The organism is Variovorax sp. Root411 (assembly GCF_001425205.1).
Lineage (GTDB): Bacteria > Pseudomonadota > Gammaproteobacteria > Burkholderiales > Burkholderiaceae_C > Variovorax.
The window spans coordinates 15,202-31,962 of the sequence record NZ_LMDW01000001.1; the positions used below are offsets into that span (position 1 = coordinate 15,202).

14 protein-coding genes are annotated in these 16,761 nt (G+C 67.9%); all 14 read left to right on the top strand.

Annotated elements, in window-relative coordinates; genetic code table 11:
- The gene (hslV, locus tag ASC92_RS00060; protein ID WP_056508874.1) at positions 1–546 is read left to right on the top strand and encodes an ATP-dependent protease subunit HslV; all 546 of its coding nucleotides are present in this window, start codon (positions 1–3) and stop codon (positions 544–546) included.
- Positions 547–548: 2 nt separating this feature from the next.
- On the top strand, positions 549–1,877 hold the full coding sequence (gene hslU / locus ASC92_RS00065; RefSeq protein ID WP_056508875.1) for an ATP-dependent protease ATPase subunit HslU: 1,329 nt from the start codon (positions 549–551) through the stop codon (positions 1,875–1,877).
- Between the two features lie 271 nt (positions 1,878–2,148).
- Positions 2,149–2,577 carry a division/cell wall cluster transcriptional repressor MraZ gene (gene mraZ / locus ASC92_RS00070; protein ID WP_013539433.1) on the top strand — a complete coding sequence of 143 codons (429 nt, stop codon included), beginning with the start codon at positions 2,149–2,151 and terminating at the stop codon, positions 2,575–2,577.
- 8 nt (positions 2,578–2,585) lie between these two features.
- Positions 2,586–3,509 (top strand): 16S rRNA (cytosine(1402)-N(4))-methyltransferase RsmH, encoded by a 924-nt coding sequence (gene rsmH / locus ASC92_RS00075; protein ID WP_056508876.1) that lies wholly within the window; start codon positions 2,586–2,588, stop codon positions 3,507–3,509.
- Between the two features lies 1 nt (position 3,510).
- Positions 3,511–3,876 (top strand): cell division protein FtsL, encoded by a 366-nt coding sequence (gene ftsL, locus ASC92_RS00080; RefSeq protein ID WP_056508877.1) that lies wholly within the window; start codon positions 3,511–3,513, stop codon positions 3,874–3,876.
- Positions 3,873–5,627, top strand: coding sequence for a peptidoglycan D,D-transpeptidase FtsI family protein (locus ASC92_RS00085; protein ID WP_056508879.1), 1,755 nt, complete (start codon positions 3,873–3,875; stop codon positions 5,625–5,627). Before ftsL ends, ASC92_RS00085 begins: the two co-directional genes overlap by 4 nt.
- 2 nt (positions 5,628–5,629) lie before the next feature.
- Positions 5,630–7,210: a UDP-N-acetylmuramoyl-L-alanyl-D-glutamate--2,6-diaminopimelate ligase gene (locus tag ASC92_RS00090; RefSeq protein ID WP_056508882.1), complete on the top strand. Its 1,581-nt coding sequence runs from the start codon at positions 5,630–5,632 to the stop codon at positions 7,208–7,210.
- On the top strand, positions 7,207–8,643 hold the full coding sequence (locus ASC92_RS00095) for a UDP-N-acetylmuramoyl-tripeptide--D-alanyl-D-alanine ligase (RefSeq protein WP_056508884.1): 1,437 nt from the start codon (positions 7,207–7,209) through the stop codon (positions 8,641–8,643). The genes ASC92_RS00090 and ASC92_RS00095 overlap by 4 nt, the downstream gene beginning before the upstream one ends.
- Positions 8,644–8,658: 15 nt before the next feature.
- Positions 8,659–9,837 (top strand): phospho-N-acetylmuramoyl-pentapeptide-transferase, encoded by a 1,179-nt coding sequence (mraY, locus tag ASC92_RS00100; RefSeq protein WP_007832453.1) that lies wholly within the window; start codon positions 8,659–8,661, stop codon positions 9,835–9,837.
- A 7-nt stretch (positions 9,838–9,844) separates the two neighbouring features.
- Positions 9,845–11,965, top strand: a complete 2,121-nt coding sequence (gene murD / locus ASC92_RS00105; protein ID WP_056508887.1) for a UDP-N-acetylmuramoyl-L-alanine--D-glutamate ligase — start codon at positions 9,845–9,847, stop codon at positions 11,963–11,965.
- A complete protein-coding gene (ftsW, locus tag ASC92_RS00110) occupies positions 11,962–13,260 on the top strand; it encodes a putative lipid II flippase FtsW (protein WP_056508890.1) in 1,299 nt (432 codons plus the stop codon). Before murD ends, ftsW begins: the two co-directional genes overlap by 4 nt.
- Positions 13,257–14,321, top strand: coding sequence for an undecaprenyldiphospho-muramoylpentapeptide beta-N-acetylglucosaminyltransferase (murG, locus tag ASC92_RS00115; RefSeq protein WP_056508893.1), 1,065 nt, complete (start codon positions 13,257–13,259; stop codon positions 14,319–14,321). The genes ftsW and murG overlap by 4 nt, the downstream gene beginning before the upstream one ends.
- Positions 14,318–15,793 (top strand): UDP-N-acetylmuramate--L-alanine ligase, encoded by a 1,476-nt coding sequence (gene murC / locus ASC92_RS00120; RefSeq protein WP_056508896.1) that lies wholly within the window; start codon positions 14,318–14,320, stop codon positions 15,791–15,793. The genes murG and murC overlap by 4 nt, the downstream gene beginning before the upstream one ends.
- A complete protein-coding gene (locus tag ASC92_RS00125) occupies positions 15,790–16,761 on the top strand; it encodes a D-alanine--D-alanine ligase (RefSeq protein WP_056508898.1) in 972 nt (323 codons plus the stop codon). The genes murC and ASC92_RS00125 overlap by 4 nt, the downstream gene beginning before the upstream one ends.

Below are 16,761 nucleotides of genomic sequence, written 5' to 3' on the forward strand. Positions count from 1 at the left end.
ATGGAACAGTTTCACGGCACCACCATCGTGAGCGTGCGCCGCAAGACCCCCCAAGGCGACCAGGTCGCCATCGGCGGGGACGGGCAGGTCACTCTCGGCAACATCGTCATCAAGGGCACGGCGCGCAAGGTGCGGCGGCTCTATCACGGCAAGGTACTCGCAGGCTTTGCCGGCGCCACGGCCGATGCCTTCACGCTCTTCGAGCGCTTCGAGGCCAAGCTCGAAAAGCACCAGGGGCACCTGACCCGCGCGGCCGTCGAGCTCACGAAAGACTGGCGCACCGACCGCGTGCTGCGCAAGCTCGAAGCCATGCTCGCCGTGGCCGACGCAACCACGTCGCTCATCATCACAGGCAACGGCGACGTGCTGGAGCCCGAAGACGGCGTGATCGCCATCGGGTCGGGCGGCGCGTACGCCCAGTCGGCGGCCAAGGCGCTGATCGACAACACCGAACTCTCGGCCGAGCAGATCGTGCGCAAATCGCTGGCGATCGCCGGAGAAATCTGCATTTACACGAACATGAACCACACGGTGGAAGCGCTCTGACCATGTCCATGACCCCCCAGGAAATCGTCTCCGAGCTCGACAACCACATCGTCGGCCAGCCCGCCGCCAAGCGCGCCGTGGCCATCGCCATGCGCAACCGCTGGCGCCGCCAGCAGGTCGGCGACACGCTGCGCCATGAGATCACGCCGAAGAACATCCTCATGATCGGCCCCACGGGCGTGGGCAAGACCGAAATCGCACGTCGGCTGGCGCGTCTGGCCGACGCGCCTTTCATCAAGGTCGAGGCCACCAAGTTCACCGAGGTGGGCTACGTGGGCAAGGACGTCGATTCGATCATTCGCGACCTCGCCGAAATCGCGGTCAAGCAGACGCGCGAATCCGAGAGCATCAAGGTGCGCGCGCGTGCCGAAGACGCCGCCGAGGAGCGCATCCTCGACGTGCTGCTGCCCCCGGCGCGCGGCGCCGACGGCGCAACGCCTGCGCTGGACGGCCCCAACCCCACGCGCCAGGCGTTCCGCAAGAAGCTGCGCGAGCATCAGCTCGACGACAAGGAAATCGAGCTCGACCTCGCCGAGGCCCGCGCCCCGCTCGAAATCATGGGCCCGGCCGGCATGGAGGAAATGACCGAGCAGCTGCGCGGCATGTTCGGCCAGATGGGCGGCGCCAAGCGCAAGACGCGCAAGCTCAAGATCGCCGAGGCGATGCGCCTGCTGATCGACGAAGAGGCTGCCAAGCTGGTCAACGAGGACGAGATCCGCGCGCAGGCCATCACCAACGCAGAGCAGAACGGCATCGTCTTCATCGACGAGATCGACAAGGTCGCCACCCGCAGCGAGGCGCAGGGCTCCGACGTGTCGCGCCAGGGCGTGCAGCGCGACCTGCTGCCGCTGGTGGAAGGCACGGCGGTCACCACCAAGTACGGCGTGGTGCGCACCGACCACATGCTGTTCATTGCGAGCGGCGCGTTCCATCTGAGCAAGCCCAGCGATCTCATTCCCGAGCTTCAGGGGCGCTTTCCGATCCGCGTCGAGCTGCAGTCGCTGTCGGTGGCGGACTTCGAAAGCATCCTCACGCAGACCCGCGCGTCGCTCGTGAAGCAGTACCAGGCGCTGCTCGCCACCGAGGGCGTGACGTTGGAATTCACGCCCGAGGGCGTGAACCGGCTGGCCGCCATCGCCTTCGAGGTGAACGAGCGCACGGAGAACATCGGCGCGCGCCGCCTGTCGACCGTGATGGAGCGCCTGCTGGATGAGGTAAGCTTCGACGCGACCCGCCTCGAAGGGCAATCGATCCGCATCGATGCCGCCTATGTCGACGAGCGCCTCGCGGCACTAAGTCACGACGAAGACCTTTCGCGCTTCATTCTCTGAAGCCGCTTCTCCTCCCCCTGTAACGGGGGAATCCTTCACGCATCACATTCACTGCGTGGGCTAAGTACTTCATTCTCAACGAAATTCGCCGATTTCAAGGATTTGGAATCGGCGCTAAGTCGTTGATTCCATTACAAAAAATAGCCCAAACGGCCAGTTGCTTCTGAAGTGTTTCCTGCTACAGTGCAAAAAAGTGCAGTTAAGTGGGAAAAAGTGCGGGTAGTGCCTCTTTCAGGTGCTGCAGCACTCCCAACACAGGGGTTTCGTGGTCGTGTTTCAAGGCGCTTCATCGCTCAGTCTGGATGCCAAGGGGCGGCTCTCCGTGCCGACCCGGCATCGTGACGTCCTGAGCGCAACGGCAGGCGGCCAGCTCACGATCACCAAGCATCCGCACGGATGCCTGATGGTGTTCCCCCGTCCCGAATGGGAAAAATTCCGCGAGCGCATCGCCGCGCTGCCGATGTCGGCGCAGTGGTGGAAGCGCGTCTTCCTGGGCAACGCCATGGACGTCGAGATGGACGGCACGGGCCGCATCCTGGTGTCGCCCGAGCTGCGCGCGGCCACCGGCATTGCCCGCGACACGCTGCTGCTGGGCATGGGCAACCACTTCGAGCTGTGGGACAAGGCCACCTACGAGGCCAAGGAGGCCGAGGCCACCCAGGGCGAGATGCCGGATGTGTTTCAGGACTTCGCGTTCTGAGGACTCACGTGAACACCCCATGGACCCATACGACCGTCTTGCTGAACGAGGCGGTGGAAGCCGTTCTTTCCGGCAACACGGCGGCAACCGGCACCTACGTGGACGCCACTTTCGGTCGGGGAGGGCATGCGCGTGCAATCCTCTCCAGGCTGGCGCCGGAGGGCAGGCTGATCGCATTCGACAAGGATGCGGAAGCAGTGGCCGAAGCAGCGCGCATCTCCGATGCGCGTTTTTCCATCCGCCATCAGGGATTCCGCTCGCTGGGCGAATTGCCCGATGCGAGCGTCGACGGCCTGCTGATGGACCTGGGCGTGAGTTCGCCGCAAATCGACAACCCGGTGCGCGGTTTCAGTTTTCGTTTCGACGGTCCGCTCGACATGCGCATGGACACCACGCGCGGCGAGAGCGTGGCCGAATGGCTGGCAACGGCCGAACTTTCACAAATTGCAGAGGTGATCCGTGACTATGGCGAAGAACGGTTTGCTGTTCAGATTGCAAAGGCGATTGTTGCTCGCAGACAAGAACGGGGCGCAATTTCAACCACCACCGAACTGGCCGAGCTCGTGGCTGGCACGGTCAAAACCCGCGAGCAGGGCCAGAACCCTGCAACGCGCACATTTCAGGCTTTTCGGATTTTCATCAACGCCGAGCTTGAAGAGCTGCAACAGGCGCTAGAGGCCAGCCTGTCCGTGCTCAAGCCCCAGGGACGGCTCGCGGTGATCAGCTTCCACTCGCTGGAAGACCGCATCGTGAAGCAGTTCATCGCCAAGCACTCGAAGGAGGTCTACGACCGCCGCGCGCCGTTTGCCGCCCCGAAGGTCATGAAATTGCGCGCCCTGGAGCGCATCAAGCCCTCCGACGCCGAGGTAAGAGGCAATCCGCGCTCGCGCAGCGCCATTCTTCGCGTCGCCGAGCGCACCGAGGCGCCCTGACATGGCGCGCATCAACCTGCTCCTGCTGATGGCCGTCATTGCGACGGCGCTGTACCTCGTGCACACGCAGTACCTCTCGCGCCAGCTCTATACCGAGCTCGATCGCGTGCAGCAGGATGCCCGCCGCCTGGAAACCGACCGCGACCGCCTGCAGGTCGAGAAGCGCGCACAGGCCACGCCGCTGCGCGTCGAGAAGCTCGCCAAGGAGCAACTGCAGATGCGCACCACCTCGCCGGCGATCACGCAGTACGTGCGTCCGGACGGCACGGTGATCCCGGCCGTTGCGCCCATTGCGCCCGTTGCGCCCGCACCGGCCCCGCCCAAGCCGGCCACCAAGCCGGCCACCGCAGCGAGGGCCGCACGATGAGCCGGGGCAACCGCAGCGTGCGCTACACCACCAGCCCCTTGCTCGCGAGCAAGACGCCGGTGTGGCGCAGCAAGTTCATCGTTGCCGGCATCGCGCTCGGCTTCGTCATGCTCGCGGGCCGGGCGGCCTACGTGCAGGTGCTCAACAACAGCTTCTTCCAGCGGCAGGGCGAAGTACGCTTCGCGCGCACGCTCGAACTGCCGGCCAACCGCGGCCGCATCCTCGACCGCAACGGGCTCATCCTCGCTTCCAGCGTGGTGGCGCCGAGCATCTGGGCCATTCCGGAAGACGTCGAGCGCGATGACCCCGAGGTGCGCGCCAAGCTCAAGCAGGTCGCCAAGCTGCTCGAGATGCCGCAGAAGGACTTCGACAAGAAGCTCGAAGACGAGGACAAGACATTCGTCTGGATCAAGCGCCAGGTCGACGAGCCCATCGCCAAGCAGATCGCGGCCCTGAACCTCAAGGGCATCTACCAGCGCAAGGAATACAAGCGCCAGTACCCCGAGGGCGAGGCCGCCGCGCACGTGGTGGGCTTCACCAACGTGGAAGACAACGGCCAGGAGGGCATCGAACTCGCGTTCAACAAGGAACTGGCCGGCAAGGCCGGTTCGCGCCGCGTCATCAAGGACCGCCTCGGCCGCGTGGTCGAGGGCGTGGGCGAGACCGTGCCGCCGCTGGACGGCAAGGACATCCAGCTCAGCGTCGACAGCAAGGTGCAGTTCTTCGCCTACCAGAAGCTGCGCGACGCCGTGACCGCGCGCAAGGCCAAGGCCGGCAGCGTGGTGGTGCTCGACTCCGTCACCGGCGAAGTGCTGGCGCTGGCCAACTACCCGAGCTACGTGCCGGACAAGCGCCAGAACCTCACTGGCGAGCAGCTGCGCAACCGCGCGCTCACCGACACCTTCGAGCCCGGTTCGACCATGAAGCCGATCACGGTGGGCATGGCGCTGGAAGCCGGCCGAGTGAAGCCCTCGACGTTGATCGAGACCAGCCCCGGCCGCTTCCAGCTCGGCGGCTTCACCATCAGCGACACCCACAACTACGGCACGCTGACGGTCGAGGGCGTGATCCAGAAGTCGAGCAACGTCGGCGCGCTCAAGATCGCCCAGAAGATGACCCCGCACGAGATGTGGGACACCTACACCGCGCTCGGCTACGGCCAGAAGCCGCAGATCCAGTTTCCCGGCGCCGTGACGGGCCGGCTGCGCCCGTGGAAGACCTGGAAGCCGGTCGAGCAGGCGACGATGGCCTATGGCTACGGCCTGTCGGCGTCGCTGTTCCAGATGGCGCATTCGTACACCTCGTTCGCGCACGACGGCTCCATCATTCCGGTGACCATCCTGAAGAATTCAGAGGCGCCGGTCGGCGTGCGCGTGTTCTCGCCGTCGAACGCGCTGGCGGTGCGCAAGATGCTGCAGATGGCCGCCGGCCCCGGCGGCACCGGCACGCGCGCGCAGACGGTCGGCTATTCGGTCGGCGGCAAGTCGGGCACGGCCCACAAGCAGGTCGGCAAGGGCTACGCCAGCAACAAGTACCGTGCCTGGTTCACCGGCATGGCGCCTATCGAGAAGCCCCGCATCATCGTCGCCGTGATGATCGACGAACCGAGCGATGGCCAGTATTTCGGCGGCGTCGCCGCGGCCCCCGTGTTCAGCGAAGTCGTGCAGCAGACCCTGCGCATGATGAACGTACCGCCCGATCTGGCGGTCAAACCGCTTGTGATGACGCAGGGCGTCGACGAGAGTTTCTGAACATGCTGACCTTCACTTCTCCCCAACTGGCCGCGGCCTGGCTCAAGGAGCGTGCGCCGCAGGCCGCGATGCATGCCGACAGCCGTGCCGTGGGTGCGGGCGACGTCTTCGTCGCCTGGCCCGGCGCCGCGACCGACGGGCGCAAGCACGTGGCGGCCGCGCTGGCGCAGGGCGCGGCGATCTGCCTGGTGGAGCACGAGGGCGTGGAGGCCTTCGGCTTCGAGGGCGCTCTTGTTGACGATGGGCGCATCGTGAGCTACCCCGGCCTGAAGGCCGCCACCGGCCCGATCGCCTCGGCCTTCTACGACAACCCCTCGGCCCTGCTCGACGTGCTGGCCGTGACCGGCACCAACGGCAAGACTTCCACCGCATGGTGGCTGGCCGAATCGCTTTCCACGCTGAGCGCGGCGGGTGGCGTGCGCGCCATGAACCCCGACGGCACCGTGCAGCGCGATGCACCGTCGCCCTGCGCGGTGATGGGCACGCTGGGCATCGGCGTGCCGCCCGAGCTGACCTACACCGGCCTGACCACGCCCGACCCGGTGATGATGCAGCGCGAGTTGCGTTCGCTGGTCGAGCGCGGCTTCGGCGCCTGCGCCATCGAGGCCTCGTCCATCGGCATTGCCGAACGCCGGCTCGACGGCGCGCAGATCGCGGTGGCCGTGTTCACCAACTTCACGCAGGACCACCTCGACTACCACGGCAGCATGGACGCCTACTGGCAGGCCAAGGCCGAGCTGTTCCGCTGGCCCGGTCTGCGCGCAGCGGTGATCAACATCGACGACACGCACGGCGCCAGCCTGTGCGCGAACCTGATCGACGCCGGCATCGGCGCGCTCGACGTCTGGACCGTCTCGGCCAGCGGCAAGCCGGCCCGCCTCATGGCGCGTGACATCGGCTACGACGCGCAGGGCCTGCAGTTCTCGGTGGCCGAGCACGGCTCCGCCGCGGTGGAGCGGCTGTCGACCGGCCTCATCGGCCAGTACAACGTGGCCAACCTGCTCGGCGTGCTCGGCACCCTGCGCGCGCTCGGCCTCACGCTGGGCCAGGCCGTGGCCGCCTGCGCCAACCTCACGAGCGTGCCGGGCCGCATGGACCGCGCGGGCACCGGCGAAGGTGCGCCGCTGGCGGTGGTCGACTACGCCCACACACCCGACGCGCTCGACAAGGCCCTGATCGGCCTGCGCCCGCTGGCCAGGCAGCGCGGCGGTGCGCTCTGGTGCCTGTTCGGCTGCGGCGGCGATCGCGACCCGATCAAGCGCCCGATGATGGCCGCCGTCGCCGAACGCCAGGCCGACCGCGTGATCGTCACCAGCGACAACCCGCGCAGCGAGAAGCCCGACGCGATCATCAGCCAGGTGCTGCGCGGCTTCTCGCGTCCCGAGGCTGCGCAGGTGCAACCCGACCGCGGCATCGCCATCGCCGACGTGATCGCGCAGGCCGCCCCGCAGGACGTCGTGCTCATCGCCGGCAAGGGCCACGAGGCCTGGCAGGAAATTGCCGGCCAGCGCATCGAGTTCTCGGACAAGGCCCATGCGCTGCAGGCGCTGGCGAAGCGGGGTACTGTGGGTACTGCGGCATGACCGACACGACGCCGCTCAACATCACGCTGGCCCAGGTGCAGCAATGGATTCCGGGTTCGCGCCTGGTGGGTGATGCCTCGACCGTCATCGCCCGCGTGCACACCGACACGCGCACGCTCGCCCAGGGCGACCTGTTCGTCGCGCTCAAGGGCGAGCGCTTCGACGCCAACGACTTCCTCGCCGACGCAAAGAAGCAGGGCGCCGTGGCCGCCATCGCGCACCGCGGCCTGGAAGCCGCCGGCCTCGCCGGCCTCGAAGTGCCCGACACGCTGGCCGCGCTGGGCGCACTCGGCGCGGGCTGGCGCGCGCAGTTCGAGCTGCCGCTGATCGCCGTCACCGGCAGCAACGGCAAGACCACCGTCACGCAGATGATCGCGGCCGTGCTCTTCGCCACGCGTGGGGAACGTGCCTTGGCCACGGCCGGCAACTTCAACAACGAGATCGGCGTGCCGCTCACGCTGCTGCGCCTGCGCGCGCAGCACCAGCGCGCGGTGCTCGAGCTGGGCATGAACCATCCGGGCGAGATCGCGCGGCTGGCCGCCGTTTCGCGCCCAACCATCGCGCTCGTCAACAACGCGCAGCGCGAGCACCAGGAATTCATGGCCACCGTCGAGGCGGTCGCCGTCGAGAACGGCGCCGTGTTCGCGGTGCTGCCCGACGACGGCACGGCCGTGTTCCCCCACGGCGACACCTTCACCTCGCTGTGGACCGACATGGCGCATGCCGGGGGCGCCCGGCGCTGCATGACCTTCGGCGAGTCCGAGGACGCCGACATCTCGCTCGACAGCGCCGAATGGAAGCAGGGCGCCTGGGCCGTGCGCATCCGCACGCCGCTCGGCGCCTTCGACGCGCGCCTGCACATCGCGGGCCGGCACAACGTGGTCAATGCGCTGGCGGCCACCGCCTGCGCGCTCGCGGCCGGCGTGTCGCTCGAGACCATTGCCGAAGGCCTGTCGGCCTTCGAGCCGGTCAAGGGCCGCTCGCGCGCCAGCGAGATCGTGCTGGCCGGCGGCCATGCGCTGACGCTGGTCGACGACAGCTACAACGCGAACCCCGATTCCGTGATCGCAGCCATCGACGTGCTCGCCGCCCTTCCGGGTCCGCGCCTGCTGGTGCTCGGCGACATGGGCGAGGTGGGCGACCGCTCGCCCGAGTTCCATGCCGAAGTCGGCGCGTGGGCGCGCCAGCGCGGCATCGAGTCCGTCTACACGCTGGGCGCGGCGACGGTGCACACCGCCACCGCTTTCCAGGACAGCGGCGAGGGACGCGACGGACGCCATTTCGACGAGTTCGACGCGCTCGGCGCGGCCGTGCTCGCGCGCCTGCCGCAGGTCGGCAGCGTGCTCGTGAAGGGATCGCGCTTCATGAAGATGGAGCGCGTGGTGAAAGCCATCGAGGCACAACAACAAAAGGAGGCCGGTCATGACGCATGAGCCGCGCGAAACGACATGCTGATGACCCTGGCCCAATGGCTGCAGACGCTCTCGCCCGAGTTCGGGTTCCTGCGCGTGTTCCAGTACCTCACCTTCCGCGCGCTGATGGCCGCACTGACCGCGCTCGTGGTCGGCCTCGTGGCCGGCCCGTATGTGATCCGCCGCCTTGCCGCACTCAAGATCGGCCAGCCCGTGCGCGGCTACGGCATGGAAACGCACTTGACGAAGAGCGGCACGCCCACCATGGGCGGCGTGCTCGTGCTGTTCGCCATCGCCTTCGCGACGCTGCTGTGGTTCGATATCTCGAACCGCTTCGTGTGGATCGTGCTGTGGGTCACCATGGGCTTCGGTGCCATCGGCTGGGTCGACGACTGGCGCAAGGTGGTGCGCAAGGACCCCGAAGGCATGCGCTCGCGCGAGAAGTACTTCTGGCAGTCGTTGGTCGGCCTGCTCGCGGGCTTCTACCTGCTGTTCAGCATCTCCGAAAGCTCCAACTGGCGCGTGCTCGAGTTGTTCTTCGCCTGGGTGCGCTCGGGCTTCGACCTCGACTTTCCGCCCAAGATCAACCTGCTGGTGCCCTTCTTCAAGGAAGTGAGCTACCCGCTCGGCGGCATCGGCTTCGTCATCCTCACGTACCTCGTGATCGTGGGCGCGAGCAATGCGGTGAACCTGACCGACGGCCTCGACGGGCTGGCGATCATGCCGGTGGTGATGGTGGGCTCGGCGCTGGGCGTGTTCGCCTACGTCACGGGCAGCGCGGTGTATTCCAAGTACCTGCTGTTCCCCAACATCCCGGGCTCGGGCGAGCTGCTGGTGTTCTGCTCGGCCATGGCCGGCGCGGGGCTCGCGTTCCTCTGGTTCAACACGCACCCGGCGCAGGTGTTCATGGGCGACGTGGGCGCGCTCGCGCTCGGCGGCGCGCTGGGCACCATCGCGGTCATCGTGCGCCAGGAGATCGTGTTCTTCATCATGGGCGGCATCTTCGTGGTCGAGGCGATCTCGGTGATGGCGCAGGTCATGTACTTCAAGTACACGAAGAAGCGCTTCGGCGAAGGCCGCCGCGTGCTCAAGATGGCGCCGCTGCACCATCACTTCGAGAAGAGCGGCTGGCGCGAGACGCAGGTCGTCGTGCGCTTCTGGATCATCACGATGCTGCTGTGCCTCGTGGGCCTTTCGACGCTGAAGCTGCGGTAACGGAACCATGCGGCATCTGAAAGACCTCCCCGTCCTCATCCTCGGCCTCGGTGCGTCCGGGCTGGCGATGACGCGCTGGTGCGTGCGCCACGGTGCCGTCGTGACCGTGGCCGACACGCGCGAAGCGCCGTCGCTGCTGGCGACGCTGCGGGCGGAACTGCCCGGGGTGAGCTTTGTCGGCGGGCCGTTCTCGTCCGCGTTGGTCGAGGGCACGCCGATTCGCGCCGTGTACCGCTCGCCGGGCCTGTCGCCCGAAACCATCGCGCCGGTGGCCGATGCGGCGCGGGCCATGGGCCTGCCGGTCGGTGGCGAACTGGACCTGTTCGCGCGCGCGCTGCTGGATCTGCGCTCGGTCGAGGTGCCGGTGGTGGAAGCCGGGCCGGAGCCTGAACCCGAAGCCGCCGCCGAAGTGGAAGCACCGGCCGAACCGGCCGCGGAAGCGCCTGTCGAAGCTACCGAACCCGAAGCTCAGGCGCAGCTGGCGCTGGAGGAGCCTGCGCCGGTTGAAGAAGCGGTCGAACCCCCGGCGCCGGCCGAAGCCGCTGAAGCTGTCGAAGCGCAGCCCGAATCGACCGTCCCCGCGATGGCCGAAGCGATGCCGCGCGACCCGTCGATGAGCGTTGCCGCGCCGATGCCGCCGCAAGCTTCGGAGTCCGCACCCGCCGAAGTCATCGCAACGACGGAAGCCGTCGAGGCCGAGCCTGAACAGGCCAACGGCGCAGTGCAAGCGGCACCGGAAGCGACGGATGCGCCCAAGGCCGCACCCGTCACCGTCTCCCGCCTCCCGACCACAGGCAAGCCCTACGTCCCGACCGCCGCCAGGGAGGCTGCAGAGTTCGTCGCCAAGATCGCCGAAATCTCCGCCACCAACCCGGCCTCGGCCGCCGTGGAGGAAGAGTCGCCCCAGCTCGAGCTGGCGCCCCCCGTCGAGCCCGAAGCGCCCAAGGGCTACACACCCGCGGTGCTCGCCATCACCGGCACCAACGGCAAGACCACCGTCACCTCGCTCATCGGCCAGCTGGTCGAACGCGCAGGCAAGACCGTGGCCGTGGCCGGCAACATCGGCCCGACGCTGCTCGACACGCTGTCGGCGCACATCGACGCCGACACGCTCCCTGATGTGTGGGTGCTCGAACTGTCGAGCTTCCAGCTCGACGGCGTGCAGGGCTTCGAGCCGACCGCTGCGACGGTGCTCAACCTCACGCAGGACCATCTCGACTGGCACGGCGACATGAAGGCCTATGCCGCGGCCAAGGCGCGCATCTTCGGTGCGCGCGGGCTCATGATCCTCAACCGCGACGACGACGGCGTGATGGCGATGTTGCCCGCGCCCATCAGGGTCAAGCTGCAGCGCCCGCAGATCCGCACGCACGTCACCTTCGGCAGCGCGATGCCGCTGCGCCCGGGCGACTACGGCATCGAGCGCGTCAACGGCATGGCCTGGCTGGTGCGCGCATTGGAAGCCGACGAAACGCAGAAGCGCAAGCGCGGCGCCGTGGTCGAGGAAGAAATCTTCCTGCAGCGCCTGATGCCTGCCGACGCGCTGCGCATCCGCGGTCGCCACAACGCGATGAACGCGCTGGCGGCCCTCGCGCTGGCCAGTGCCGCCGACTGCCCGCTGGGTCCGATGCTCTACGGCCTGCGCGAATACCGCGGCGAGCCGCATCGCGTGGAACCCATCGCCATCGTGGACGAGGTCGAGTACTTCGACGACAGCAAGGGCACCAACGTAGGCGCCACCGCAGCCGCGCTGACCGGCCTTGGTGAAGAGCGCCGCGTGGTGGTGATCCTCGGCGGCGAAGGCAAGGGGCAGGACTTCGAGCCGCTGGCCGAACCCGTGCGCCAGTACGCGCGCGCCGTGGTGCTCATCGGCCGCGACGCGCCGCTCATCGAAGCCGCGCTGGCACAGACCGGCGTTTCGCTGCTGCATGCCGGCTCGATGGACGAGGCCGTGAAGCTCGCATCCGCGCGCGCCAACCCCGGCGATGCCGTGCTGCTGTCACCGGCCTGTGCGAGCTTCGACATGTTCAAGGATTACGCGCACCGCGCCGAGGTGTTCCGCGAGGCCGTGCAGGCCTTCGAGGACGGCCCGCGCGGCATGGGCGATTCGACGGAGGACACGGTTTGAACTCTGCCGCCTCAGGCGCCACGCCCAACGCATCCACCGGCCGCTTCGGCGGCTGGTTCAGGCGCGCCCGCAGCGGGATCGACTCGCTGCCCGTGCACCTGCCCGTGCGGCTGGGCGGCGCCGGCGTCGCGCAGACAAAGGCCACGCCGATGCGCGTGCTGGGTTTCGACCAGGCGCTGGTCTGGGTCACGGTCGCACTGCTGATGTGGGGCCTGGTCATGGTGTATTCGGCCTCCATCGCGCTGCCCGACAACCCGCGCTTTGCGCGCGCCGGCTACAGCGCCTCGTACTTCCTCACGCGGCATGCGGCCTCGGTGATCTTCGCGTTCATCACCGCGCTGCTGGCCTTCCAGATTCCCATGAAGACCTGGGAGCGCGCCGCGCCATGGCTCTTCGTGGCTTCGCTGCTGCTGCTGGTAGCCGTGCTCATTCCGCACATCGGCATCAACGTGAACGGTGCGCGCCGCTGGCTGCCGATGGGCTTCATGCGCTTCCAGCCCTCGGAGCTGGCCAAGCTCGCGATGGTGCTCTACGCCGCCAGCTACATGGTGCGCAAGATGGAGATCAAGGAGCGCTTCTTCCGCGCTGTGCTGCCGATGGGCATCGCGGTGGTGGTGGTCGGTATGCTGGTGATGGCCGAGCCCGACATGGGCGCCTTCATGGTGATCGCGGTGATCGCCATGGGCATCCTGTTCCTGGGCGGCGTGAACGCGCGCATGTTCTTCGTGATCGCCGCGCTGGTGGTGGTGGCCTTCGGCACGATCGTCGCGACCAGCCCGTGGCGCCGCGAACGAATCTTTGCCTACCTCGACCCGTGGAGCGAGGAGCACGCGCTCGGCAAGGGCTACCAGCTGTCGCACTCGCTGATCGCCATCGGGCGCGGCGAGATCTTCGGCGTGGGCCTGGGCGGCAGCGTCGAGAAGCTGCACTGGCTGCCCGAGGCGCACACCGACTTCCTGCTGGCCGTGATCGGCGAAGAATTCGGCCTGGTCGGCGTGCTGCTGATCATCGGCCTGTTCCTCTGGCTCACGCGCCGCATCATGCACATCGGCCGGCAGGCGATCGCCCTCGACCGCGTGTTCTCGGGCCTCGTGGCCCAGGGCGTGGGCGTGTGGCTCGGCTTCCAGACCTTCATCAACATGGGCGTGAACCTCGGTGCGCTGCCGACCAAGGGCCTGACCCTGCCGCTGATGAGCTTCGGTGGCTCGGCGATTTTGATGAACCTTGTGGCGCTGGCCATCGTGCTGCGCATCGATTACGAAAACCGTGTCCTCATGCGGGGAGGCCGCGTATGACCGGCCGTACCGCACTCGTCATGGCCGGCGGCACCGGTGGCCACATCTTCCCCGGACTCGCGGTGGCCGAGGCCCTGCGCGAGCGCGGCTGGCAGGTGCACTGGCTGGGCGCACCCGGCAGCATGGAAGAAAAGCTCGTGGCGCCGCGCGGCTTTGCCTTTGAGCCGGTGCAGTTCGGCGGCGTGCGCGGCAAGGGCCCGCTCACGCTGTTCCTGCTGCCGCTGAAGCTGCTGCGCGCCTTCTGGCAGAGCCTGGCCGTGGTGCGCCGCGTGAAGCCCGACGTGCTCGTGGGCCTGGGCGGCTACATCACCTTTCCGGGCGGCATGATGGGCGTGCTGCTCAACAAGCCACTGGTGCTGCACGAGCAGAACTCGGTCGCCGGCCTCGCCAACAAGGTGCTGGCGGGCGTGGCCGACCGTGTATTCACCGCCTTCCCGAATGTGCTGAAGAAGGCGCAGTGGGTGGGCAACCCGCTGCGCTCGGCCTTCACTTCGCAGCCCGATCCGGCCACGCGTTTCGCGGGCCGCACCGGGCCGCTCAAATTGCTGGTGGTGGGCGGCAGCCTCGGGGCGCGCGGCCTCAACACCGTGGTGCCGCAGGCACTGGCCCGCATCGAGCCGGCCACGCGCCCGCAGGTGCTGCACCAGAGCGGCGCCAAGCAGATCGACGAGCTGCGCGCCAACTACACGGCGGCCGGCGTCGAAGGCGAGCTCACGCCCTTCATCGAAGACACCGCGCAGGCGTATGCCGACGCCGACATCATCGTCGCGCGCGCCGGTGCCAGCACCGTCACAGAAATCGCGGCCGTCGGCGCAGCAGCGCTGTTCGTGCCTTTCCCCTCGGCGGTCGACGACCACCAGACCACCAACGCGCGCTTTCTCGTGGACGCGGGCGGCGGGTGGCTCGTGCAGCAGGCCGACCTCACTCCTGAATTGCTGGCTGATTTGCTACAGAAAACCGGGCGCGATGCGCTGATAGAGAAGGCCGCCAAGGCCAAGACCATGCAGAAAACGGAGGCTGTGGAAGCCGTCGTCCAGGCCTGCGAGGAGCTTGCCAGATGAAGCACGCGATCCACCACATTCATTTCGTCGGCATCGGCGGTTCCGGCATGAGCGGCATCGCCGAAGTGCTGCTGAACCTGGGCTACAGGATCACAGGCTCCGACCTGTCCGACAGCGCCACGCTGCGCCGTCTCGCGGGCCTGGGCATCGGCACCTTCGTGGGCCACGCCGCCGCGCACATCGACGGCGCGGACGCGGTCGTCACTTCCACCGCCGTGCAGTCGGACAACCCCGAAGTGTTGGCCGCGCGCGAGAAGCGCATTCCAGTGGTGCCGCGCGCGCTGATGCTGGCCGAGCTGATGCGCCTGAAGCAGGGCATTGCCATTGCCGGCACGCACGGCAAGACCACCACCACCAGCCTGGTGGCAAGCGTGCTCGACGCCGCCGGGCTCGACCCGACCTTTGTGATCGGCGGGCGCCTCAACAGCGCCGGTGCCAACGCGCAGCTTGGCAGCGGCGACTACATCGTGGTCGAGGCCGACGAGTCGGACGCCTCGTTCCTGAACCTGCTGCCCGTGATGGCGGTGGTCACGAACATCGATGCCGACCATATGGAGACCTACGGGCACGACTTCGCGAAGCTCAAGAAGGCCTTTGTCGATTTCCTGCACCGCATGCCGTTCTACGGCGTGGCCATCCTGTGCACCGACGACCCGGCGGTGCGCGAGATCGTGGCCAACGTGACCTGCCCGGTCACCAGCTACGGCTTCGACGAGGGCGCCCAGGTGCGCGCCGTCGACGTGCGCGCGGTCGGCGGACAGATGCATTTCACCGCGCAGCGCCGCAATGGCGTGACGCTGCCGGACCTGCCCATCGTGCTGAACCTGCCGGGCGAGCACAACGTGCGCAACGCGCTGTCGGTGATCGCGGTGGCGGTGGAGCTCGGCATTCCCGACGAAGCCGTGCAGCGCGGCCTTGCGGGCTTCAAGGGCGTGGGCCGCCGCTTCCAGAGCTACGGCGACGTGCCGGTGCAAGGGGGCAATGCAGCCGGCACCTTCACCGTGATCGACGACTACGGCCATCACCCGGTCGAGATGGCGGCCACCATCGCGGCCGCGCGCGGCGCTTTCCCGGGCCGCCGGCTGGTGCTGGCCTTCCAGCCGCACCGCTACACCCGCACACGCGACTGCTTCGAGGATTTCGTGAAGGTCATCGGTACTGCCGACTCCGTGCTGCTCGGCGAGGTCTATGCCGCGGGCGAGGCGCCCATCGTGGCGGCCGACGGGCGCACGCTGGCGCGCGCATTGCGCGTGGCCGGCAAGGTCGAGCCGGTGTTTGTCGACGACATCGCGGCCATGCCGCAAGCCATTCTCGACAACGCCCGTCCGGGCGACGTGGTGCTCTCCATGGGCGCCGGGTCCATCGGCGCGGTACCGGGCAAGGTGGTCGAACTCGGCGCGGCGGTGGTCACGGCCACTGCATCCGCACCCTCAACATCGGAGCGCGTTTCGCGCAAAGGGAGGGCCTCATGAGCCTTCAGGACCCCCAACTCTTCGGCAAGGTTGCCGTGCTGTTCGGCGGCAGTTCCGCCGAACGCGAAATCTCCTTGATGTCGGGCACCGGCGTGCTCGAAGCCCTGCGTTCGCGCGGTGTCGACGCGCACGCCTTCGACCCGGCGCAGCGCGAGCTGGCCGACCTCAGGCGCGAAGGCTTCTCGCGCTGCTTCGTCGCGCTGCATGGCCGTCATGGCGAGGACGGCACCGTGCAGGGCGCGCTCGAGTTGCTCGGCATTCCCTACACGGGCTCCGGCGTGATGGCGTCGAGCGTGGCCATGGACAAGGTCATGACCAAGCGCATCTGGCAGGCCGACGGCCTGCCCACACCCAAGTACGTGCGCCTGGCCTTCGACCAGCAAAGCCGCGAACAGGTCATGGTGGTGCCCGACGTGCTCGGCCTGCCGCTGATCGTGAAGCCACCGCGCGAGGGCTCATCCATCGGCGTGACCAAGGTCGAGGGCTACTCCCAGATGCAGGACGCGGTCACGCTGTCCGCGAAGTACGACGCCGATGTGCTCTGCGAGGAATTCATCGAGGGCGAGGAAGTGACCTGCGCCGTGCTCGGCCAGGGGCTCGATGCGCGTGCGCTGCCGGTGGTGCGCATCGCCGCGCCCGAAGGCGCCTACGACTACCAGAACAAGTACTTCACCGACGACGTGAAGTACCAGTGCCCGAGCGGCCTGCCCGCGGCCGAAGAGCACGAGATCCAGCGCATCACGCTGGCCGCGTACCACACGCTCGGCTGCCGCGGCTGGGGCCGCGCCGACGTGATGATCCGCGCCAGCGACCGCAAGCCTTTCCTGCTGGAGATGAACACCTCGCCCGGCATGACCAGCCATTCGCTGGTGCCGATGTCGGCCCGAGCCGCGGGCATCGCTTACGAAGACCTGTGCCTGAGGGTGCTGGCTTCCGCGGCGCTGGATGCAAAGGGAGGCGCGAACTAA